The organism is Nocardia sp. NPDC056000 (assembly GCF_042269265.1).
In the GTDB taxonomy this organism is placed as follows: Bacteria; Actinomycetota; Actinomycetes; order Mycobacteriales; family Mycobacteriaceae; genus Nocardia.
This window is the reverse complement of the sequence record NZ_JBHJXS010000002.1, coordinates 297,729-319,506: the sequence shown is the minus strand read 5'-3', so window position 1 is coordinate 319,506 and position 21,778 is coordinate 297,729. Positions and strand designations below refer to the sequence as shown.

The 21,778-nt window shown below is 67.6% G+C and carries 17 protein-coding genes; 10 read left to right on the top strand and 7 right to left on the bottom strand.

Features of this window, described 5'->3' with window-relative positions; translation table 11 throughout:
• Positions 1–37: 37 nt before the first annotated feature.
• The gene (locus ACFC4D_RS06555; protein WP_375962761.1) at positions 38–475 is read right to left on the bottom strand and encodes a MarR family winged helix-turn-helix transcriptional regulator; all 438 of its coding nucleotides are present in this window, start codon (positions 473–475) and stop codon (positions 38–40) included.
• A gap of 279 nt (positions 476–754) precedes the next feature.
• On the opposite strand from ACFC4D_RS06555, the gene ACFC4D_RS06550 reads away from it, so the two are divergent.
• Positions 755–994 (top strand): DUF2530 domain-containing protein, encoded by a 240-nt coding sequence (locus ACFC4D_RS06550; protein ID WP_364641419.1) that lies wholly within the window; start codon positions 755–757, stop codon positions 992–994.
• 21 nt (positions 995–1,015) lie between these two features.
• Here the strand turns inward: ACFC4D_RS06550 and ACFC4D_RS06545 are convergent, their stop codons facing one another.
• Entirely contained in the window at positions 1,016–3,091 is a 2,076-nt protein-coding gene (locus tag ACFC4D_RS06545) for a neutral/alkaline ceramidase (RefSeq protein ID WP_376062024.1), read from the bottom strand.
• Positions 3,092–3,218: 127 nt separating this feature from the next.
• Here ACFC4D_RS06545 and ACFC4D_RS06540 point away from each other — a divergent pair, with 127 nt between their 5' ends.
• Entirely contained in the window at positions 3,219–3,833 is a 615-nt protein-coding gene (locus tag ACFC4D_RS06540; protein ID WP_375962755.1) for a TetR/AcrR family transcriptional regulator, read from the top strand.
• A gap of 63 nt (positions 3,834–3,896) precedes the next feature.
• Here ACFC4D_RS06540 and ACFC4D_RS06535 read toward each other — a convergent pair whose 3' ends face one another.
• Both ACFC4D_RS06535 and ACFC4D_RS06530 read right to left on the bottom strand, forming a co-directional pair.
• Entirely contained in the window at positions 3,897–6,962 is a 3,066-nt protein-coding gene (locus tag ACFC4D_RS06535; RefSeq protein ID WP_376062023.1) for a sacsin N-terminal ATP-binding-like domain-containing protein, read from the bottom strand.
• 686 nt (positions 6,963–7,648) lie between these two features.
• Positions 7,649–9,091 (bottom strand): DUF3027 domain-containing protein, encoded by a 1,443-nt coding sequence (locus tag ACFC4D_RS06530; protein WP_376062022.1) that lies wholly within the window; start codon positions 9,089–9,091, stop codon positions 7,649–7,651.
• A gap of 17 nt (positions 9,092–9,108) precedes the next feature.
• Between ACFC4D_RS06530 and ACFC4D_RS06525 the strand changes: the two genes are divergently transcribed.
• From ACFC4D_RS06525 to ACFC4D_RS06515, 3 genes are all read left to right on the top strand, one after another.
• Positions 9,109–9,903 (top strand): glutaminyl-peptide cyclotransferase, encoded by a 795-nt coding sequence (locus tag ACFC4D_RS06525; protein WP_376062021.1) that lies wholly within the window; start codon positions 9,109–9,111, stop codon positions 9,901–9,903.
• A 701-nt stretch (positions 9,904–10,604) separates the two neighbouring features.
• On the top strand, positions 10,605–12,215 hold the full coding sequence (locus tag ACFC4D_RS06520) for an MFS transporter (RefSeq protein ID WP_376062254.1): 1,611 nt from the start codon (positions 10,605–10,607) through the stop codon (positions 12,213–12,215).
• Positions 12,216–12,230: 15 nt separating this feature from the next.
• Entirely contained in the window at positions 12,231–12,815 is a 585-nt protein-coding gene (locus ACFC4D_RS06515) for a DUF2771 domain-containing protein (protein ID WP_375962746.1), read from the top strand.
• A gap of 81 nt (positions 12,816–12,896) precedes the next feature.
• On the opposite strand, the gene ACFC4D_RS06510 is transcribed toward ACFC4D_RS06515, so the two are convergent.
• Positions 12,897–13,325 (bottom strand): cold-shock protein, encoded by a 429-nt coding sequence (locus tag ACFC4D_RS06510; RefSeq protein WP_364641791.1) that lies wholly within the window; start codon positions 13,323–13,325, stop codon positions 12,897–12,899.
• A 181-nt stretch (positions 13,326–13,506) separates the two neighbouring features.
• Between ACFC4D_RS06510 and ACFC4D_RS06505 the strand changes: the two genes are divergently transcribed.
• The 4 genes from ACFC4D_RS06505 (at position 13,507) to ACFC4D_RS06490 (ending at position 17,744) form a co-directional block, all read left to right on the top strand.
• A complete protein-coding gene (locus ACFC4D_RS06505; RefSeq protein WP_364641436.1) occupies positions 13,507–13,737 on the top strand; it encodes a hypothetical protein in 231 nt (76 codons plus the stop codon).
• Between the two features lie 427 nt (positions 13,738–14,164).
• Complete coding sequence (locus tag ACFC4D_RS06500; protein ID WP_364641439.1) at positions 14,165–14,791, top strand: resuscitation-promoting factor Rpf1 domain-containing protein; 627 nt, start codon at positions 14,165–14,167, stop codon at positions 14,789–14,791.
• 156 nt (positions 14,792–14,947) lie between these two features.
• Positions 14,948–15,136: a hypothetical protein gene (locus tag ACFC4D_RS06495; protein WP_067568388.1), complete on the top strand. Its 189-nt coding sequence runs from the start codon at positions 14,948–14,950 to the stop codon at positions 15,134–15,136.
• A gap of 343 nt (positions 15,137–15,479) precedes the next feature.
• Complete coding sequence (locus ACFC4D_RS06490) at positions 15,480–17,744, top strand: helicase-associated domain-containing protein (RefSeq protein ID WP_376062253.1); 2,265 nt, start codon at positions 15,480–15,482, stop codon at positions 17,742–17,744.
• A 3-nt stretch (positions 17,745–17,747) separates the two neighbouring features.
• Here ACFC4D_RS06490 and ACFC4D_RS06485 read toward each other — a convergent pair whose 3' ends face one another.
• Together ACFC4D_RS06485 and ACFC4D_RS06480 are read right to left on the bottom strand one after the other, a co-directional pair.
• The gene (locus ACFC4D_RS06485) at positions 17,748–18,275 is read right to left on the bottom strand and encodes a hypothetical protein (protein ID WP_364641443.1); all 528 of its coding nucleotides are present in this window, start codon (positions 18,273–18,275) and stop codon (positions 17,748–17,750) included.
• Positions 18,276–18,371: 96 nt separating this feature from the next.
• A complete protein-coding gene (locus ACFC4D_RS06480; RefSeq protein WP_376062020.1) occupies positions 18,372–19,904 on the bottom strand; it encodes a cellulase family glycosylhydrolase in 1,533 nt (510 codons plus the stop codon).
• 196 nt (positions 19,905–20,100) lie between these two features.
• Between ACFC4D_RS06480 and ACFC4D_RS06475 the strand changes: the two genes are divergently transcribed.
• Complete coding sequence (locus ACFC4D_RS06475) at positions 20,101–21,759, top strand: DNA repair helicase XPB (RefSeq protein ID WP_364641446.1); 1,659 nt, start codon at positions 20,101–20,103, stop codon at positions 21,757–21,759.
• Positions 21,760–21,778 lie beyond the last annotated feature (19 nt).

Genomic DNA, 21,778 nt, shown 5'->3' with positions numbered 1-21,778 from the left:
TTTCCAGCACTGGGAAGCGGAGCCGCGCGAGATATCTTTACTCGGATTCGTCCACGATCTGTTTCATGATTCCGACGGCCTGCTCCAGCACGGCCAGCTGGTCGGGGCTGAGATTGGAGAGCTGATCGGTCATCCAGGCCTCGCGGGCGTGGGTCTCATCGGCGATGAGGGCGCGCCCGCTCTCGGACAGCGACACGATGATCTGCCGACCGTCGGTGGGATGCGGATCGCGTTGCACCAGCGACATTTCCGACAGTGACGCGATGACCCGCGTCATGGACGGCGGCTGTACCCGCTCCTTGGCGGCCAGCGCGCCCGGCGTCATGGCGCCGTCCCGGTTCAGGGTGGCGAGCGCGGAGAGCTGAGTCAGCGAAATCTGGGCATCGGCACGCCGCCCGCGCAGATGTCGCGTCAAGCGCACCACCGCCAGCGACAGTTCACCGGCGAGCGCTCGAATATCGGAAGGCGTTGTCACAGAGCGAAACGATACGTGACCGTTCACGCACACGACGCCTGTTCCGGCGCACACCCCCGCCACCGGGCGGCGAACCCGACCGGTACGCGCCCCCACCCCCTAGTACCCCCGCACCATCCCCGCCCAAACCAGACATTTCCCCAATGTCGAAAATCCGCATCCGTCCGGTATCGCCCCACGGCTCGAGCAGCGCCGCATTCCGGCCCGCGACCACGGGAACTCCGCATGGGCGGCCCAGCCGATCCCCCGCCGACCGCTCCACCTTCTACCCTGGATCTCGTGACCCAGCCCGTACCGGAAATCCCGCAGCGCTTCACCGACCCGCGACCGGTCCTGGCCGTCGGCAGCCTCGGCTTCCTGATCGCCACGATCGTGGTCTGGCTCAACGACGACTGGGCGACCGCCCGCCCGATCTGTCTGATGGGCCTGGGTGTCGGCCTGCTCGGCTACACCATCTTCGCGATTCAGCGCCGCGGCGCGCGCCGCGGCGACAAGGGCGCACAGCTCGGCCTGGACTGAGCTCCTTGCCGTCGATACCGGTCAGCGGATGTCGAACTCGGTGGTTGTACCGGTGAAGGGGTGCAGGGTGCCGTCGGCGGCGAGTTGGTCGGCGTAGTGCTGGAGGCGGTAGCGGCCCGGCGGGGTGCCGGCGGGGATGTCCCAGGTGAAGCGGGCTATTGAGACGTCCGCGCCGCGTTTGGACCAGAAGTATTTGACCGGCCATTCGCCTTCGTTGGCGATGCGGGTCCAGCCGGAGTCGGTGGCGCGCTGGATTTCCAGGAAGGTGCCGTTGCGGCGGGTGTTGTGTTTCGGATGGGCCGAGACGAATTCGGCCGCGGCCTGGTCACCGGGGGCGTAGGCGGGGGCCGGTTGAGTGAGGACATCGCCGAAGTTCGTGCCGGGCAGGGTGGCGTCCGGGCCGGGGGCGGCGACGAAATTGGGCTGGAGGTTGGACACGTCGCGCGGGGCGGGGCCGCGCGGGACCGCCTGCCGCGCCGCGAAAGCCGTTGCGAGACGGTGGAATTCCTGCTGATAGGCCGGGAGAGTGTAGCGGCCGTAGAGGGTTGAGCCGCCCTCGTACTGCTGGGCGTCGTATTCCTCGGGGGTGGCGACGTATTCGTGATAGCAGTTGGCGTAACCCTGCATGAGCACCTGATCCAGCGATACGCCGAGGGCGTCCGCGACCACGCGGCGAATGCGCAGGCCCGAGGTGATGGTGAATTCTGCTCCGCCGCAGGCGAGGTAGAGGTCGCCGATGCGCACCAGCTGGATCGGCACCACGCTCGGCACCCACGGCACCGGCGGCATGATGCCGAGCGGCGCGACGATGGCCTTGGGGGCCTGGGCGTCGGCGAGCCAATCGGGAATCGGCTGGTTGACGCCACCGAGCGCGTCCACGAACGGGTTTCGCACACCCTCGGGAATCGGCACGCCGGGCAGGCCCGGACCGTCTTCGACACTGCCCGCGATGAGCGAGACGCCCGCGCACGCGGGTGCGGTGTGCCGGGGTTGACCGTTCGGGGTCCAGCGGCCCTCGACCTCGATATCCGCGATATCGATGTAGCAGAGCAGGCTGGCGACCGGACCGCTGAGCGGGCTCGCGGCCGCGAGAGCTGTTTTCCCGGCACGGTATTGGCGGTCCCCGATGATGCGGGTGTTGTCGAATTCGTTCTGCGTCGGACCATCGGTCGGGTGCAGATTCAGGTTGGGCGACATATCGCCGGAGTTGGTCTGCGGGAAGGCGGCGACGAAATCGCAGCCGTCCAGGTAGCGGACGCCGTGTTCCTCGTGTTCGAACGAGTAGGAGGCGTACCCCTTGTTATCGGCGCTGATGAGCCGGTTGGTATTGCTCATCGAGGTGTTGTGGGTGGCGAACCAGGTGATGACACCGACCTCGCGCCCGCCCTTGCGCAGCGACAGCACGGTGACCGCCGGATCGATGGCGTCGGGGAAAACCTGTTTGTCGGCGTCGGGATTTCGATCCCAGGCGATCTTGGATCGATTCACGCTGGCGTCGTGCAGTTCTCCGCGCCCGAGTGCGAGGCTGCCCGGGGAAAGGTCGGCGTCCGCGGCGGCAATGGCCTCGACTATGCCGTTCACTTCGGCGTCGTACACCTGCTGCTGGAATCCGAGAATGGACAGGTTGTACGCGTAGTCATTGCTGGATCCGCCACAGGTGGCGTGTGAATGCGTGGAGGTGAGCAGGACGTTCTGCTCGGTGTAGCGATCACCGAATCGTGTTGCGAGCGCGGCCATCACGCCGCGGTGCACGGATTGGAAGATCATGCCGTTGTCGGCGACGACGTAGACCACGCGCTGGTCCGCGCTGCCGAAGATGAAGGCGCGGGCGCGGGGGCGCAGGTGGATGCCCGCGGTGTCCTGTCCGAATTGCGAGTAGCCCATCATCCCGCATTCGGCGGCGGGACCGGTGATGTCGGAAATGCCCACTCCGACGAGGTATTCACCGGAATCCGCGTATGCGCGCGAGTCGGGTAGCGCGAATGTTGCCGTCACTCCGAGCGCGGCGGCGCCGATCGCGGCTCCGGCCAGCACCGTTCGGCGGGAGACGGTCGTGACCTCGCCCGCATCGGCCGTTTCCTTGTCCGACAGCGCCATTCGCGTCTCCTTCCGTTCTGGAAGGCAGCGAACCACACAACTGGACGTTCGTCCAGGCCAGATTTTCCGACCCTGCGAATTGACTGTGCGCTTCCCGGACGCTTAACTCCCTGGAGTGTCCTCCCGATTGAGCGTCGAAGAACGACGGGCCCACCTTATCGAGGCGGCCATCGGCCTTGCCGAAAAAAAGGGCGTGGCAGGAGTTACCACGCGCGATGTTGCACAGGCAGCCGGTGTTTCGCTCGGTGTGGTGCATTACTGTTTCGAAAACAAAGATCAGCTGATGACCGAGCTGGTCAAGGCGCTTTCGATGGAATTGCGCGATTCCGTCGATGCCAACGAAACGGTATGGCAAGACGTCGGAACTGGAAAAGAAGCGCTTCAAAAATTGGTGCGCGCTGCCTTGGAACTCATGTGGCTCAACGTCGAAGCCACACCCGAACGTCAACTACTCACCTACGAAACCACCACCTACGCACTTCGCGAAGGCGAACAAACTCCGGCGAAACTGGCAATCGCCCGCGAGCAGTACACATTCAACGACTCCACGCTCGCCGACATCGTCGAACACGCCCGCGAGGCCACCGGCACCCAGTGGACCGTTCCGGTCACCACCCTGAGCCGCTTCACCCTCGCCGCCATCGACGGCATCGTGCTGCGCTGGCTGGTCGACAACGACAGCGCGGCCGTGCGCGAACAGCTGGACCTGCTAGCCAAGATGGTCTGCTCGTACACCGCCTGACCACCCCGTCCACCACTCCGGCGCGCGTATTCACGCGCGCCGGAGTCTTTTTCGTGCGGATGATTAGCTAAACGGTTGCGCCCGTACGTGAACGGTATCGCCATCCTGCCACCACGGCACCGAGACGACGGTCTCCACCGCACCGGTCAGACGCACTCGGAGCTCATCGTGAACGACGAGATCGCCTGCGGTGGAGGCGGAACCGAATTGCAGGCGCAACAGCACGCCGAGCGGATCGGTATTCCAGGTGGTGCGACGGCCCTCGCCGAGGACTTCGGCGGTCACCACCTCCGAGGCCAGCGGAATGTCCAGCAGTGCGGAAAGGGATGGGGCCGAAGCGATATCGCCGACGATGAGACGATCCGCGGGCAGCGCCGGACCGAACCAGGACTTGTCCAGGATCAAGGCGTCCGCGGGATCGATGACCGCGCCGGAGAGGGCGCGCACATGATCCGGGAAATCCAGATCCTCGACATCGAGCAGGCCCTCGGACATCGCCACCCCCAGGCGGCGATGCGTTTGTGAAATCGCCTCGGGGGTGGGCGATCTCGTCGGATCGGCGAGGGCGTCCAGCAGTTCCTCCGCCAATTGCGCCGTCATGATCTCCGGGGCGGCGAGCACCCCGCGCAATACCAGCAAATCCTGCTCGGAGAAGCCGAGAAGTTGCGGGAGCAGGCCCGCGAGGCTCTCGTCCTCGGGATGGCGCATGAGGCCCAGCGGGATATCGTCGATATGCGCGTTCTTGCGCAACCACCAGGCGGTGTAACCGTCGCGGTCCGACAGCAGCGGGCGGGTGCTCTCATCGGAGAGCAACAGGCGCAGGGCTTCCGGCCATTTCGCGTCATCGACCAGATCGAGGTCGCGGACCGCGCGCAGCTCCGGCGGATCCTCCTGCAGGCCCTCCCACCAGGCGTCCTCGTCATCGAGGTGATGATCCGGGCCGGTCGGGTCCTCCTCGACGGCGAGGGTGAAGCTCCAGCCGACGCCGATGGCGCGCAGGGCGTCGCGGCCGTACTTCTCCAGCGTCTCCTCGGCGATGATCTCGAACGGCGAATCCGCCACCAGCACACCGTCCAGCGGGGCCTCGGGCAGCAGCAGTTCGTCGGCGGGCAGCAATTCGCCTGAGTCGTCCGGCAATTCGAGCAGGCCGAGCCAGGTCGGCAGGGTGCCCGGCATGGCGGTGCCCGCCAGGCTCAACACCGCTTCCACGGTATCGGGATCGCTCGGATCGTCCTCCAGGATCGCCTGCAGCGCGGGATCATTCAGCAAATCCTCGGGCGTCGCGGCGCGCGCGCCCAAGCGGCCCAGCAACTCGTGCGCGGCCTCCGGATGCACCAGGCGCGCCCAGTGCACGGGAATGGCGTTCTCCAGCTGGAGATCCAGCACCACGGTGCGCGGCCCGGTCACCAACCGCCCGTCCGCCAGTGGCACCGACAGCGCCCCCAATTCCTCCACCGACAGCGGATCCAGCACGAACGGTTCCAGGGCGTCGTACAGCGAATACCACCACTGCGCGGGACGTTCCAGACTGCTCGACAATTCCGCGATCCGCGCCAACCCGATCCGATGCACATCCAAGGCGGCCAGCGCATCCGAACCCGCACGCCCGGAAAGCTCCGGAATAACAAGCGGCCCAACAATCTCCGCCAGCAATCGAGCCAATTCCGGCGTCGCACCCGGGAATACGCTCGCCCGCCGCGGCCGCTCACCGAGCTCCTCGGCCGTCGAATCTGCCGTGGACACAACGGCAACCTCTGACAATGAAGCGGGATCCGCCGAGGGAACCCGGTTCAGCACGCCATTCGTACCGGAATCGCCGAACGTCAGCTCCAGCTGATGTGCGGCATCCTCATCGGGGCTACCGACTCCGGCCGGGACGTCATAGCCGCTGCCTGCTCGCGCCTCGAGGGCCGCGTCGAATTCGAGCAGGGGGTCCGCACCGAGTTCGGGATTGCCGCCGAGCGCGTGATCGCTGCCGATGAGGCGGGGGTCGCCGAGTGCTTCGCCGCCCGAACCGAAGACGGGGCCGCGCAGGACCGGGAGCCAGGGGTGTTCGCGCAGTTCGGCGATCAGGGCCTCGCGCAGGACGGTGTCGGGCTCACTGCGTGCGAAGCCGGGGGCGGGCACCAGCACCAGGCGGTCGGCGGGCGGCAGTGCCAGGGCGAAATCGGCGTAGCCCGTGGCCAATTCGGCGATCCGGGCGCCCGGGAGCAGGCGGCGGCGATCGGGCTGCATGGGGATATCGGCGATCAGCAGCGCGGGGAGCGAGAGTTCCTCATCCGAGCGGGTCGGGGCGCGCAGCACATCCGGGCGCACCGCCACCGGACGGCCTTCGCGCAGCGGCAGCAGCCAGCGCGCGTGCGGGGTGCGGTACTGCCACCAGCGCCGGTCCTCCCACTCCCCGGTGACCCGGACTTCCTGCAGTCCGTTATCGAGATCGGTGACAGCACAGCAGATTTCGTCATCCGCGATCGAAACACTGTGGAGCGCGGGCAATTCCAGCAGCAGATCCACCGCTTCCGCCCGCATCCCCGCGAGCAGCGCGTCGGCATCCACCTCCGGCCGCAGTTCGAGCACGATCTCACTGTCGAACCCGGCGGCGGGCTTCGCATCACTCGGCCACGCCAGCCGCAGTGCGGGCGGTACGAATTCGCCCTCCACCTCGGGAATCTTGACGTCTTCGGCCGCCAGCAGCGCCGCCGTCTCGGCCCGCGAGAAGCGCACCGACCCACCCGTGGACCGGAACTCGACCTCCTCCGCCACACTGAGCACCGCGGTGAATCCGACACCGAACTGCCCCACCGCCGCCTCGCTCGCGGCCGGTCCGGCGGTCTTCGCCGACGCGCGCAACGCCGTCAGCGCGTGCACCCCCGAAATATCCAACGCCACACCCGTATTGGCGACATGCAGCACGCGCCCGTCCAGCCACACCGCCAGCCGCCCCGCGACCCCGGCCTTGGCCGCGGCGTCGGCGGCGTTCTGCGCCAGTTCGGTCAGCACCCGATCCCGATACCCGGCCCGCACCAAATCGGCCTCGGTGGCCGCATCCTCCCGCAACCGCGTGGGCGACCCCCGCCACGCCGCGATCACCCCGGCCCGCAACCCCGCGGTATCGAACGGATCCCCCACAGCCCTACCGCCGTCCAACCCACGCACCCCTTCCGCTCATGAACGCCAGCAGCGCCCACCCGCCCGGCCGACCCGGACGCGACAGCACACCTTAAGCGCCTTTCCCCCCACCCACTCACCCATAGCCCCCACCCACCCCGCGAACCAGCACCCGGACCCCCACCTGAGCCGCCCGCACAGCCTCTCCCTACCAGTCGCGCATCTGAATAGAGGCCACCGGCAAACAGTGGTCACACATCCCGCCCGGTTGAACGCGGAAATGGCGGTGCGCCGCTGGTCCAGCTCCGCGATCACACGCGACAGTGAACATCGCCCATCGCGAATGACGTTGGCCTGCCGACCCAGTCACCCGAAGGCTCAGACGCTCCCTGGACGGTGGTGCGACCTTCACAGTCACGCCACCGGTGGCTTCACTACTCGGCCGTGATGGGGCACACCGATCACCGGGCGCGGGTGGCCACGAACCGCTTGGAACTGGTGCACGGACTCCAGGTGATCACGCGCACCGCCTAGCGCCAGGACAGCAGCCTGTACGGCTTCGCGTCCACCCAGATCGCGGGCGGTCGTTCCCACCGGATGACGATCCGCACGGCGGGATCGGCCCGCTGGGCTGCGACCGGATTTCCTAACCGGCGCAGCGCCAGAGCGAGCTTCGGGAGTTGGTGCGACTCTGCGGCTCCCGGGGGTCAGTGCGACTCCGAGGCTCCTGGGTCGCCGATCTGCGGTGTGGCGGTTTCCGCTTCGACGCGGACCGCGCTCACGCCCCAGGCGTCGTCGACCACCATGTCGGGGTCTGCGAGGTCGAATAGCGTGGGAATTCCGTTGTCGGCGGGGACCTGGGGGATCTCGGATTCGATCGGCGTCACGGCTGCGACCTCCGCCACGGCGGTGATGGCCTCGGCGGTGGCGCTTTCGGCGATGGCTTCCGCCACGACGGGAGCGGTTCCGGCCGAGGTGGACGAAGCCCCCTCGGATGCGACCGCGTCGGATGCGACCGAAAGGGACGACGTCGTCGACGAATTCGCTTCGGGCGCGGGGGAATTCGTTGCGACCTCGGTCGGCTCGCTCACCGGCGACGGGTCGGCGGGGGCCGAAACGGCGGCGGTCGGCGTCGATCCCGTATCGGCGGGTTCGGCTGCCACGGCGTCGGAGGTCGCATCGGCGGCTGTCACGACTTCGGTAGTCGCCGTGGCGGTTTCGGCGGACGCCGAGTCCGGCGAAGCGGCTTCGGCGGGCGTCGTATCCACGGGGGTGGATTCGGCATGGGCCGCGGCGGCGGTGATGTCCTCGGCGTGGGCCGCGGCGGCGGTGATGTCCTTGGCGGTCGCCTCGCCCGCCGGGGCGGAATCATCCTCGGCGGCAACAGCTTCCGGCTTGCGGAGTTCTTCGGCGGGGATGATTTCCACCGCGGCGTCGTCGAATGCCTCGTAGGCCGGGGAGCCCGCGCCGGTGGGGAGTTCGGTGTCGGAGTGGGCGCCGCAGCCGTATTCGAGGCTGACGACGCGGCCGTCGGCGCCCATGGCGTTGGCGCAGACGCCGAAGGCGGCGCGCAGGCCGCCCGCCAGGGGGACGAAGAAGCCGCAGGTGCCGCAGGTGGCGGGGGCGGCGCGGGCCATATCGGTATCGGGGCCGAATTCGGAGAACCAGCGGTCGGCCGCTTCTTCGCGGCCTTCGCGGCTCAGCACGCGGGGGCGGCCGAGACCGAGTTCGAGGGCGACCTCGTCGACGACCGGGTCGCCGGAGGCGATGTAACCGGGGACGAGGCGGGGGTCGTGCAGGGGCGGGGCCAGCAGATCGCCGGGGGCGAGGTCGCCGGGGCGGATGCGCTGATCCCAGGGCAGGAAGTCGGGGGCGACGAGCGCGTCCGGGCCGGGTAGCAGCGCCGATTCACTCACCGTGACCCTGGTCGCCTCGGGCGGGGCTGCCACCACGACCGCCCACTGCCAGCCGCGATAGCCCGGCAGCGTGGCCTCGAAATGATGTGTCGCGGCCGAATCATCCTCGGCCGTAACACCTATATGCCTGCCGACGCCGAGTGGCTCCAACTCCAGGAGCGCACGGCGAGCCAGGTCGACCGCCTCCGCCAGGATCGGCCGAACACCGGACTCCGAAACTCCAACCGCGCTCACGCCCTACATTTTGCCGTATGGAGCGCAAACGTCGTGCACCGGTAGCGGCCGCGAAGATCATGCTGTGCTCGGCCATGTGCCTGGCCGCCGCAATCACCGGTTGTGACAGAGCCGACGACACGCCGCGCCTGCGTGTCGAAGTCATCGCGACTCGCCCGCACGACACGCGGGCATTCACCGAAGGACTGGAAGTGGACGGCGACACGCTCTACGAGAGCACCGGACTTTCCGGACAGTCGTACATCCGCGCCACCACCCTCGACGGCGGTACCGAGCTCGCGCGCGCCGACCTGCCCGCACCCCTGTTCGGCGAGGGCGTGACCGTGGCCGGAAACCTGCTCTGGCAGCTCACCTATCGCGACGGCATCGCCTTCGCCCGCGATCCGAAAACCCTGACCGAACTGCGCCGCACCACCTTCGACGGTGAGGGCTGGGGCCTGTGCACCCGCGCCGGCCGCGTGCTCATGTCCAACGGCTCGGCCACCCTCACCTTCCGCGATCCGGAAACCTTCACTCCCACCGGCACAATCGCCCTCACCAGCCATAAGGACGCCAAACTCAACGAACTCGACTGCGCCCCGGACGGTTCGGTGTACGCCAATGTCTGGCCGACCGACACGATCCTGCACATAGACCCCGAAACCGGCACCGTCCTGCACGCCATCGACGCCTCGGACCTGCTCCCCCGCCCCGCCCGCACCCCCGCGACAGATGTCCTCAACGGCATCACCCATATCCCCGGCACCGATCATTTCCTCCTCACCGGCAAGAACTGGCCCACCACCTACGAGGTCCGCTTCCTCCCCGACTGACCGGAATTACCCGCTCCGATCGCGGCCGCCCACCGGCACCGAGGCCGGGCCCGCCCGCCCAGCTCGCCGCGATCCTCGCGGGTGGGGGCACCACGCCCACTCCCGCCGGTGAGAATCAACACCCGCTCCGAAGCGCGAATGTCCCGGCCGACTAGGCACGGCACCGCGAATTCCCGACCGTCAAGCGGGCTTTGTGTCCCCGCACACCCGCCGTAGTCGCACCCCTGTCGTCCGGCACTGCAAGAATTGGGTGCGTGACGACTCCCCGCGAACCTGACGCCGACCCCGGCCGGTGGGGCGACGAGGAGTCTCCGCTCATCGAACGGCACCCCGGCTTCGACCGCTATCCCCCGGCCAATACCCCGTCCAGGCGATCGCGCGGCGACGAGGAAGTGCCGGAGTTCCTGACGCACCGCGCCGCCGCACGACCCGGACATCCTTCGGGATCGGGTGTGCAGGCGGCCGAAGAGCAAGAGCGGCGGCGGGTTTCGCGATGGTCCCGCCGACGGTCCGGAACGCCCACGCCGGAAGCCACGACCACCAGGTATTTCGGCGCGCGCGGCGACTATCCCGCGGATGCCCGGCAAGCGCCGGATTCCGCTGGGGCGCAACGCCCGCCGACCCCTTCCGAAGCGGAGACCAAACGCCTGCGCGGGGCCCAGCCCGCGGATTCACGCGGCGCGGTCCCGGAAGCCCGGGCCGTGAGCTCCCCGAATTCCCGGAGCGGCCCGCGGCCGGAGTTACCCGCCGGTGCCCCCGCACAGCCCGGACATGATTCCGACCGCTCGGATCGGGTAGACCCGCATCGAACGCGGCCGGAGGCGACTCGGCCACTGCCGCAGGCGGAGGAGGGTGTGACGGAGCAGGTCGGGGATGCCGGATTGCACAAGCCGCCGCGCAAGCTGACGGTGACGCGGGTGGCGGCGCGGCGAAGCATCGAATTGACCGAGCGCGGATTCGCTACTTTTCAGCGAGCGGCGAAGGCCGACGGGGCCGAGGAGTCGGGTCTCACCGCGCTGGTCTACGCGACGATGGCGAATTTCGCGACCGATGCCGCGGTTGCCGTGGCGTTGGCGAACACGTTGTTCTTCGCCAGTGCGACAGCCGAATCCAAGACCAAGGTCGCGCTGTACCTGCTGATCACGATTGCCCCGTTCGCGGTGATCGCGCCGCTGATCGGGCCCATGCTGGACCGGTTGCAGCGGGGTCGCAGACTCGCGCTGGCGGGATCGTTCGCCGTGCGTGTGCTGGTGGCGGTGCTGCTGATCTTCAATGTGGATAACTGGGCGCTGTATCCGCTCGCGTTGTGCATGATGATTCTCAGTAAATCGTTCTCGGTGTTGAAATCCGCAGTCACGCCGCGCGTATTGCCGCCGGGAATCGACCTGGTGCGCACCAATTCCCGGCTCACGGTATTCGGCCTGGTGGGCGGCACGCTGGGCGCGGGCGGTGTGGCGGGACTGATCGCCTCGGTGGCGCATTCGGCGGGCGCACTGCTGTTCGCGGCCGTATTGGCCGGTGCGGGTTGCTATCTCAGTTTGAAGATCCCGTCCTGGGTGGAGGTCACCGAGGGCGAGGTGCCCGCGACGCTGACCTATCACGGCGATGATTCGCACACCGAGGTCCTCGATGCCCAACGGGCGGAGCAGATTCAGCCGAGCAAGCGCCGCCAGCCGCTCGGCCGCGCCGTGGTCACGGGGTTGTGGGGCAACGGCACGGTCCGCATCCTGACCGGATTCCTCACCTTCTACGTGGCGTTCGTCGCCAAGGCCACCGAACATCGCCCGGTGCAGCAGGCCGCCATGCTCGGCGTGGTCGGCGTCTGCGCCGCGGTCGGCAATTTCGCGGGCAATGCCACCGGCGCGCGCATGAAATTGGGCCGCCCGACCCTGATCGTGCTGCTGTGCACGCTGTCCTGTGTGGGCGTGGCGGTGGCGGCGGCCGTACTGGGCAATCTGCTGGGCGCAGCCGCGGCCACGCTGGTCGCGGCGGGCGCGAGCGCCTTGGCCAAGGTCTCGCTGGACGCGTCCATTCAGGACGATCTCCCCGCCGAATCGATCGCCTCGGGTTTCGGCAGGTCGGAAACGGTATTGCAGCTGTCCTGGGTGATCGGCGGCTCGATGGGCGTACTGCTGCCCACCGAGTGGTGGAAAGGTTTCGCTGCGGTCACGGGGGTGATGGCGCTGGGATTGGTGCAAACGGTGGTCAGCTACCGTGGTCATTCGCTGCTGCCCGGTTTGGGCGGTAACCGCCCGCAACACGCGCAACAGGAGATCCCCGGCGCCCACGGCGCCGAGGAGCCCACCACATAAGGACAGGAATCCACGGTGAGCAAACCCAATGCCCGCACGATCGTCGCGCTCTTGGCGGCCCTGCTCGTGGTGGCCGTTGCCTATGTCGCCGTCATCGTGGTCGTCGCCAATCGCGCGACCAAGCCGGAGCCCGAGCTCACCGCGTACGCGCACGGTAAGTCGGTGACGGTGTCGCCCTTCATGTTCTGCGATCCGAAGGTGGCGAACGGCCAGATCGATCTGAGCGACTGCAGCAATGCCGAAGCCGTCTCGAATCTGGATGTCCCCGCCGGTTCCCCACTGCAGATCTCGCTGCCCAAGGAGATCGCCAAGGCCCCCTGGCGGATGAAGCTGTTCTACCGCCTGCCCGGCGACAATGTGGCCGTCGGCGCGTTCACCTACGAGGATTACAAGAAGGGCCTGGTCAACACCGAGGTCGAGACCTCGGGCACCCCGGCCGCGATCACCGTGCCGACCCCGAACGATCCGCAGATCAAGCTCGCGGTTGCCGAGCTGTACCTGCCGGTGCCCGCGATGGACGCGCAGGGCAATGTGGGCTGGGTGCCGAGCGCTATCTGGTCCATCCACACCCCGGCGTATCAGGGCCTCAATATCGAATGACCTGCGGCGCAAGCCCATTCGCATGAAAACGGGCCCCGGTGAGTTGAACTCACCGGGGCCCGTTGGCTTTTCGGCTACGACCTAGTGGTCGAGCTCGCGCGCCACGCCGCGCACGACTTCCGCGATGCGCTGGGCGGTCTTGCGATCCGGGTACTTACCGCGGCGCAGATCGGGCTGCACCTTGGTCTCCAGGATGGTGATCATGTCCTCGATGAGGCCGTGCAGCTCATCGGTGGACTTGCGATTGATGGGGGCGTCACTGCGCGGACGGCGTTCCCGGGATTCGCGCTCATTGCCACGCACAGTGGGGGTTTCGAGCAGTTTGAGGCTCAGCGCCTGCGGACCGCGGCGACCCGCCGCCATCCCGAATTCGACCCGCTGTCCGGGCTTGAGCGCTTCGACACCTTCGGGCAGCGCCGACGAACGAACATAAACATCCTCACCCTCGTCCTGGGAAAGGAAGCCGAAGCCCTTTTCGACGTCGTACCACTTCACCTTGCCGGTCGGCACTGCGCTCACCCGTTCGTCATTCGATGCCCGGGCTCGCCGGGCACAGTTGTGGTCGGCGGACCGATCGTCCGAGACCTTGCGTTTGCGAAAAGAACGCGCCCCACAGCTATGGCAGGACGCGATTGGATTCGAGTCTACCCCGGTGCGAAAGGCCCCAGCACGTGAGTTTTACGGTTCTGGGGTGTCCGATACTTCTCCCGAGCAGGCTCCGCGCAGGTCCGGAAGCTGGCTCCTCTATCTCGCCATGACATTGTTCGCGGTGGGATTGCTGGCCATTGTCGCAATCTTCGGCGTAGGGCTGTTGACCGATTCGAAACCCGGGGTGTGGCTGTATCTGCTCGCCATGGCGGCGCCGCTGGGGTTCCTCTTGGCGCTGGTATTCGCGCTGTGGTCGGGTCGCCGCGCACGTTGAACCGGCATTCCGGTCAACTCCGTCTGTGACACGTCCGATTGCCCACTTCGTTACCGGACCACACATGTGACCTTCGTCACATTACAGAACGGTCACGGCGGAGTGACAGACCCCTATCGGCGCAGACTCGCCGTGACCACCTGCACAGACGGTAAGCGGAACCCCTTGCGCCGGTTACTGGCCCGGACAGACACGACGGTTACCAAATGGTGATTTTTCGCGGGGACCGCCGTATGGTCATTTTTCAGCCGGGTCAGCCCGGCGCCACCGGCCCGCCGCACCGAACCTCACCCCGCGGGTACGGACCCCAACTGGAACCCAGGGGTGAGGACGAGGAACAGCGCGCACCAGCGCGCCGGAGCGGACGACCTCTCAGTTCGCCCCCGGTAGTCAACCCTCGAGGCGCGTACGAGAGGAAAACCCGAAAATGAGTGGACGCCATCGCAAGCCGAGTAACACCGGTCGCACGGTCGCCAAGGTAGCCCTGACGGGCATCGCCCTCGGTGGAGCCGGAGTGGCCCTGGCCGGTAACGCCAGCGCGGCACCCGACTCCGACTGGGATCGCCTCGCGCAGTGCGAGGCCGGAGGCAACTGGGGCATCAACACCGGCAACGGTTTCCAGGGTGGGCTGCAGTTCTCGCCCAGCACCTGGACCGCCCACGGCGGCGGCGAATACGCCCCCACCGCCAACCAGGCCAGCCGCGAACAGCAGATCACGGTCGCCGAGAAGGTGCTCGCCTCGCAGGGCTGGGGTGCCTGGCCCTCCTGCTCCTCGAGCCTCGGCCTGCACAGCGCACCGTCGCAGCGCACCGCTCCGCAGACGGAAGCGCCCACCAAGTGGAATCCGCCGAGCCCGGGCAATGTCCAGGCCGCCGACGGCAGCCAGCAGGTCTTCCAGGCCGTCGACAAGGCCATGGAGATCGCGCAGTCGCAGGGCATCAACATCCCGCAGCCGGTGCTGGACTTCCTGAATGTCAGCAAGGCCAACAACACTCAGCTCGATCCCACGATCGTCAACTTCTTCCAGGCGAACAAGGGTCTGCTCCCCCACTGAGACACCTCGTTCGCGTATACAGACGCCCCGCATCAATGACGATGCGGGGCGTTTGTGTTTTCCGGGGACCGGTGTTGCTGCCGGAACGCCGTGCGCCGGGCAAACATCCGGGTGCCGGAGGGGGCGCGTCGGTAACGCTCATGTCAGAATGAGCGCGTGGTGAACAAATCGAAGAAACCCTACGTCGACAATGGCTGGCCGGAGACGGCCAATGGCGATCACGCCGTCACCGAGCTCTCGTCGACCCGCTCGGGCGGCCTCTCCCCGTACGGTGAGGACACCGAGTTCCCGCTTCCCGTGGATCAGCTGCCCTACGTGCACCCGCACACGATCATCAACCGCTGATCAGCCGCTACACCGATAACCATGCGGTTAACGGCACGGCTCGCATTCGCGCGGCCGCCGCACCCGCGGCGGCCGCGCAGCCGTGCGTCACACCGCGTCTGTGCCGTGCTCCCGGCCGGATCACCTCCGGCCCCTGCGCACGGCCCCCATTCCACCTGTCTCGCCGTGCTTTCGAGGCAACCGCATTCGTCCGCCTGGATCGGGTGAAGTGACCGATACCGTTCCCCCCGCCGACGCTGACGGCGCATCCTCCGCCGCGCCCGATGCCGCGTCGGATAAGCCCGCCAAGGCGGTCAAGACCGCCAAACCTCGCAAGTCGGCGAAAGCCGCCGAGGCGGCGACGCTGACCGAATGGCTGGCGGCGCTCGGGGATGACGCGCTCGTGCAGCTTTTGCAGGTGCGGCCGGATCTGGCGGTGCCGCTGCCCGCGTCCATGGCGGTGCTGGCGGCTCGGACCGAACAGCGCGCTTCGGTACTGCGGGCCACCGATGAATTGGACACGCTCGACTTCGCGGTCATCGAAACCCTTGTGGTGCAACGGGCGGGAGATCTGCGCGATCCGCAGCCCGCGCCGCGCACCGTGCTGACCAAGATCCTCGGGGATCGGGTCGGTAAGGCCGCCATCGACGCGTCGGTGGCGAAGCTGCGGGCGCGGGCGCTGGTGTGGGGATCGGACAAGGCACTGCATCTGACCCCCTCCGCACAGGAGGCGCTGCCGTGGCCGCTGGGCAGCACCACCGAACTGCCGGATTCGCTCACCGAGCCCGAGATCAATGCCGCACTGGCGGAACTGCTTCCGCCCGAACGCGGCCTGCTGGACAAGCTGGCGACCACCGGGCCGCGCGGGCGCACCCGCGATGCCGCACCGGGTACGCCGGAGGATCGGCCGGTGCAACGGCTGCTGGCGCGCCGACTACTGCGCTGGATCGATGACGAGACGGTGGAACTGCCGATCTCGGTCGGTCAGGTGCTGCGCGATGAACCGGTCACCGATCCGCACGCGCTCACCCCGCCGCAGCCCGAATTGCGCAAGCAGGGCAGCGCGGATGTGAACGCGGCGGCCGCCGGTGAGGTCGGAGAACTGTTGCGGCACAGCGCCGCCATCCTGGATGTGCTCGCCCAGGCCCCCGCGCCCGCACTGCGCTCGGGCGGACTGGGTGTGCGGGAGATCCGGCGGGTGGTGAAGCAGACCGGGGTCGATGAGACCCGGATCGGCCTGATCGCCGAGGTGCTGGCCGCGGCCCGGCTGCTGGACAAGGGCTCGCCCGAACCGCTGCCCGATGACGGCACCGAGGACTTCTGGGCCCCGACCACCACCTCCGACGCCTGGCTGGCCGTGGTCCCCGCCCGCCGCTGGGTGGTGCTCGCGCAAGCCTGGCTGGAGCTGGATCGCTTCCCGTGGATGATCGGCGCGCGGGACGCCAATGACAAACCCCTCGCCGCGCTCTCGGCCGAACTGCGCAATGTGCACGCGGTGCGTGATCGCCGCGCGATCCTGCGCCTGCTGGCCGAATACCCTTCCGGCAACGCGGTTTCCGCCGCCGATCTGGGCCGGGCGCTGGCCTGGCGGCAACCGCGCTGGCGACGGCACTACCGGCTGGACGCGGTGGAGCGCACGCTCGCCGAGGCCGAGACGCTGGGCCTGGTGGCGCGCGGCGCGGTCACCTCGGCGGGCCGGGCACTGCTGCACGGCAGCGCGGAGGACGCGGAATCGGAGATGGCGGCCGCCCTGCCCGAACCCGTGGATCACGTTCTCGTACAGGCGGATTTGACGGTGATCGCGCCCGGGCCGCTGGTGCCCGAGCTGCTGGATCGAATCTCCCTGGTCGCCGATGTCGAATCGGCCGGTGCGGCAACGGTTTACCGGCTGAGTGAGAATTCGGTGCGGCGCGCGCTGGACGCGGGTGCGACAGCGGCGGAACTGCATAACCTGTTCACCGCGCATTCGCGCACCCCGGTACCGCAGGCGCTCACCTATCTCATCGACGATGTGGCGCGGCGGCACGGGCGACTACGCGCGGGGATGGCCCAATCCTTCGTCCGCAGTGAGGATCCCGCGCTGCTGGCGGAAGTGCTGGCCGCCCCCGTGGCGAGTCAGCTGGCCCTGCGCGCGGTGGCTCCGACGGTCGCCATTTCGCAGGCCGCCCTGGGCGAGGTGCTCGAACATCTGCGCGCCGCGGGCTTCAGCCCGGCGGGTGAGGACTCCTCCGGCGCGATCGTGGATCTGCGCCCGCGCGGTGCCCGCATACCGGCCCGCTCCGGGCAGAAACCGAATTGGCGGCCGAATCCGCCCAGCACCGAACAACTTCAGGCGCTGGTGGCGGAATTGCGCGCGGGTGAGCGGGCGGCGCAATCGCGGGCGGGTCAGACCGTCCGCTCGGACGGCACCCGCACCACCACCGCCGCCACCCTCAACCTGCTCCAATTGGCTTCCCGCACCAGGCGTCCGGTGCACATCGGCTATGTGGACGCCTCCGGCGTCGCCACCCAGCGCGTGGTCGAACCGCTGAAAGTCGGTGGCGGCCAACTGGATGCGCTGGACCCGGTGACCGGCGCGATCCGGCACTTCACCCTGCACCGCATCGCGTCGGTAGCGCTGATCGAATAGGTCCTACTTCGGATTCCCGAGGCAGAACGTGGTTTTCGGGTCCGAGACCGTCCGGAAGCCGATCGCGGTGTTGGCATCGCACAGGAATTCGTCGGCCTGGCCGTCGATGCGCTTGGTCACCTTGAACGACGCCTCGGGCGCGGTGCACTCGACGTTCTTGTAGCCGGTGGTCTGGCTCTCGTTGTAGCAGGCGCCCTCTTTGAAGTTGGGCGTCAGGCACAGGAACGCGGTGGTCCCGCCATTGAGCGTTTCCTCGTAGGAGGTCTGCTCTTCCTTGCAGTCGGTCTTCTTGTCGAAGATCTGCGCGACCTTGTAGACCGCCTTCTCCGACGAGCAGTCGACCGGCTCGGTCTTGGAGTCGACCATCGACCCCTCGATCACGTTGATGCAGTCGCCGACCTTCGCCTTGGCGGTATCGGACTTGCTGGCGTCCTTGATCATCGAACAACCGGTCACTGCCAGCGCGGCCACCGCCACGGCCACCAGGGCCAGCACGAGACGCAGTAGCGGCCTCGTTCCTGTGAACTTCACCTGCGAAAACCTTTCTCACCGTACGATTCACGGCTGCCGTGAACGCGGTGAGGATACCTTTGCGCTATCGCCGACCGCATCACCGAAATTGGGGATTTACGAACCCGAGGCGGAACCGGACGACGAACCCGCCGAACCCGACGAGCCGGCCGATCCGGTCCCGATCGGACCTGTCGGCACAGTAGCCCCCTTGGAGCCCGGGCGGTTGATGTAGACGGTGACCGATGACCCGGAGGCCGGTTGCACGGTCACCACGCGGGCTCCCGCGGGCGAGGTGACGGTCCCGCCGTCCACCCGGACCTCGTAGCCGTTCGGATAGTGCAGATCGGAAACGTAGATCTCGGTCGGCCGCGGCCCGGCGTGCGGGGTGTAGCGGTAGGCGAAGTCGCCGGTGTCCGCGTCGAAGATCATTCGACCCGGCGTGCCCGCGGTGGCCTGCGGATAGGTCCGCACCAGTTGCCTGCCGATATCGCCGAGGAAGGGATCGGGTCGCGGTTCGGGCGCTCCGAACCGCGAGGCGTAATGCCAGTACTGCCAGCTGATGAACCGCTCGTCGGCGCGAATCACGGTGTTGCGCAGCACGGTCGGATCACCGTCGCCGAATTCGGTGACCAGGGTGGGCAGATGCGTGCGATTGGTGAAGGAGTCGATATTGCCCCAGGTCTTGTCCTGCTGCATCGGGCACAGTCCGCGCAGGAAGGCGGGCAGGCCCAGGTAGATGGCGAGCTGGCTGGGAATGCAGTAGTCGTGCGGGGCGAACGCGATATCGGGCGCGGTGATGGGCGGATTCCTGCCGAGGTTCGACGGCATGGTCTCGTTCCAGGTGACATTGGGCTCCCAGAACACCATGGTGTTCGCATTGCGCGCCCGCACCGCATCGGTCAGCTTCTGCATGGCCGCTTGGTATTTCACGTCGAAGCCGGGGCAGCCGTTGGGGTAGCAGGACAGGAACGCGCTGCCCGGCCACGGCTCGTTCATGAGCTCGAAGCCGAGCACCCCGGCATGCCCGTCGAGCCGCCCGGCGAGCGCGCCGAGCGCCTGGCCGAGATAGTCGAGGACCCCATTGCTGTTGCTCCACACCTCATCCCAGCCCTGATTCATGCTGGGCATGAGGTAGTAGAGCGGGAAGCCGAGGTTCGGTTCCAGTGCTCCCGGACGGGATTTCAGCGACCATTCCGGAAAGCCGTTGCCGCCCCACACTTTCGAGAGTCCGTCCTGATGATTGTCCAGGAGGGTGTGAATCCCGCTCTGCGCCAGCGTATCCACCACGGTGGCGACGTGATCCAGGTACGCGGTGTCGACCACCCCCTTGGTCGGCATCAAACCGTCGAAGGACACCCCGAGTCGCACGGTGTTGAAGCCGTGCCCGGCCAGTAGCGCCGCGTCCTCGGCGGTGAGGGTGAATCCGTCCCCCGGTTCGATGTACGGCGCGTCCTTGTCGACGTTGTTGACCCCGTGCAGCAGCACGACCCGCCCGAACTCGTCGACGAAGCTGTTCCCGTCCGCGTGAACGGCCGCGGTGCCGGTCGGCGCGGCCTGCGCGGTAGGTGGTGTGACCAGCACCGCTCCCCCGAGTGCCGCGACGACCAGGCCCACCTGCCACCGTCTGCCCCGTAATACCCTGCGCATCGGCACCTCTATTCAGCTTTCGACATAACTTCGACACAACACGGACTATCTGGACAACCGCCCAAGTTGGAAGGGATCGTAGCCACCGAAACTCGGGGCTTGACCGTTTTCGCCGAATTACCCCCCGCCGCGCTGTCGGTGCCATCAGGAACAATGGACAACGGCCCTGTTCGGGGCCGACAAGCCAGGAGGTGCCGTGACCGACGGACCGCTCATCGTCCAAAGCGATAAGACACTGCTGCTCGAGGTGGATCACGAGGCCGCTAACGCCGCCCGGCAGTCCATCGCGCCGTTCGCGGAACTGGAGCGGGCGCCCGAGCACGTGCACACCTACCGCATCACCCCGCTGGCGCTGTGGAATGCCCGCGCCGCCGGTCACGATGCCGAGCAGGTGGTCGACGCGCTGGTGAAGTTCTCCCGGTACGCCGTCCCGCAGCCGCTGCTGGTGGACATCGTCGACACCATGGCCCGGTACGGCCGGCTACAGCTGGTGAAGAATCCGGCGCACGGGCTGACCCTGGTCAGCCTGGATCGCGCGGTGCTGGAGGAGGTGCTCCGGCATAAGAAGATCGCCCCCATGCTCGGCGCGCGCGTGGACGACGACACCGTGGTGGTGCATCCGTCCGAGCGCGGGCGCATCAAACAGATGCTGTTGAAGATCGGCTGGCCCGCCGAGGACCTCGCGGGTTACGTGGACGGCGAGGCGCACGCCATCGACCTCGATTACGAGGGCGGGCACTGGGAGCTGCGCGACTATCAGCAGATGGCGGCCGACTCGTTCTGGGCGGGCGGCTCCGGCGTGGTCGTATTGCCCTGTGGCGCGGGCAAGACCATGGTGGGCGCGGCGGCCATGGCCAAGGCCAAGGCGACCACGCTGATCCTGGTCACCAATACCGTGGCCGGGCGGCAGTGGCGGCGCGAGTTGCTGGCCCGCACCTCGCTCACCGAGGAGGAGATCGGCGAATACTCCGGTGAGCGCAAGGAGATTCGCCCGGTCACCATCGCCACCTATCAGGTGATCACGCGCAAGACCAAGGGCGAGTACCGGCATCTGGAGCTGTTCGACAGCCGCGACTGGGGTCTGGTCATCTACGACGAGGTGCATCTGCTGCCCGCGCCGGTCTTCCGCATGACCGCGGATCTGCAGTCCCGCCGCCGGCTCGGCCTGACCGCGACCCTGGTGCGCGAGGACGGCCGCGAGGGCGATGTCTTCTCGCTCATCGGGCCCAAGCGCTATGACGCGCCCTGGAAGGATATCGAGGCGCAGGGCTGGATCGCCCCGGCCGATTGCGTCGAGGTGCGGGTGACGCTCACCGATGCCGAACGTATGGCATACGCCACAGCCGAACCCGAGGAGCGCTACAAGCTGTGCTCCACCGCGCGCACCAAACTGCCGGTGGTGGAATCGATTCTGGCCCAGCACAAGGGCTCGCCGAGCCTGGTCATCGGCGCGTACCTGGATCAGCTGGATGAGCTGGGCGAACACCTGAATGCGCCGGTCATCCAGGGTTCCACCAGCACCAAGGAGCGCGAGAAGCTGTTCGAATCCTTCCGGCTCGGGGAGATTCCGGTGCTGGTGGTCAGCAAGGTCGCGAATTTCTCCATCGATCTGCCGGAAGCCTCTGTGGCGGTGCAGGTTTCGGGCACTTTCGGGTCTCGGCAGGAGGAGGCGCAGCGGTTGGGGCGGCTGCTGCGGCCGAAACAGGATGGCGGCCAGGCTCACTTCTATTCCGTTGTCGCACGTGACACGCTGGACGCCGAATACGCCGCGCACCGGCAGCGTTTCCTTGCCGAGCAGGGGTATGCCTATCGCATCACCGATGCGGACGACCTGCTGGGGCCGACGTTAGGATAACTGGAGGACTAGCCTCCGG

Coding starts and splice junctions, on each gene's coding strand:
- ACFC4D_RS06545 (WP_376062024.1), bottom strand. CDS start 3,091: ATGGCGCTGTCGGACAAGGAAACGGCCGATGCGGGCGAGGTCACGACC.
- ACFC4D_RS06525 (WP_376062021.1), top strand. CDS start 9,109: ATGGAGCGCAAACGTCGTGCACCGGTAGCGGCCGCGAAGATCATGCTG.
- ACFC4D_RS06500 (WP_364641439.1), top strand. CDS start 14,165: ATGAGTGGACGCCATCGCAAGCCGAGTAACACCGGTCGCACGGTCGCC.
- ACFC4D_RS06480 (WP_376062020.1), bottom strand. CDS start 19,904: ATGCGCAGGGTATTACGGGGCAGACGGTGGCAGGTGGGCCTGGTCGTC.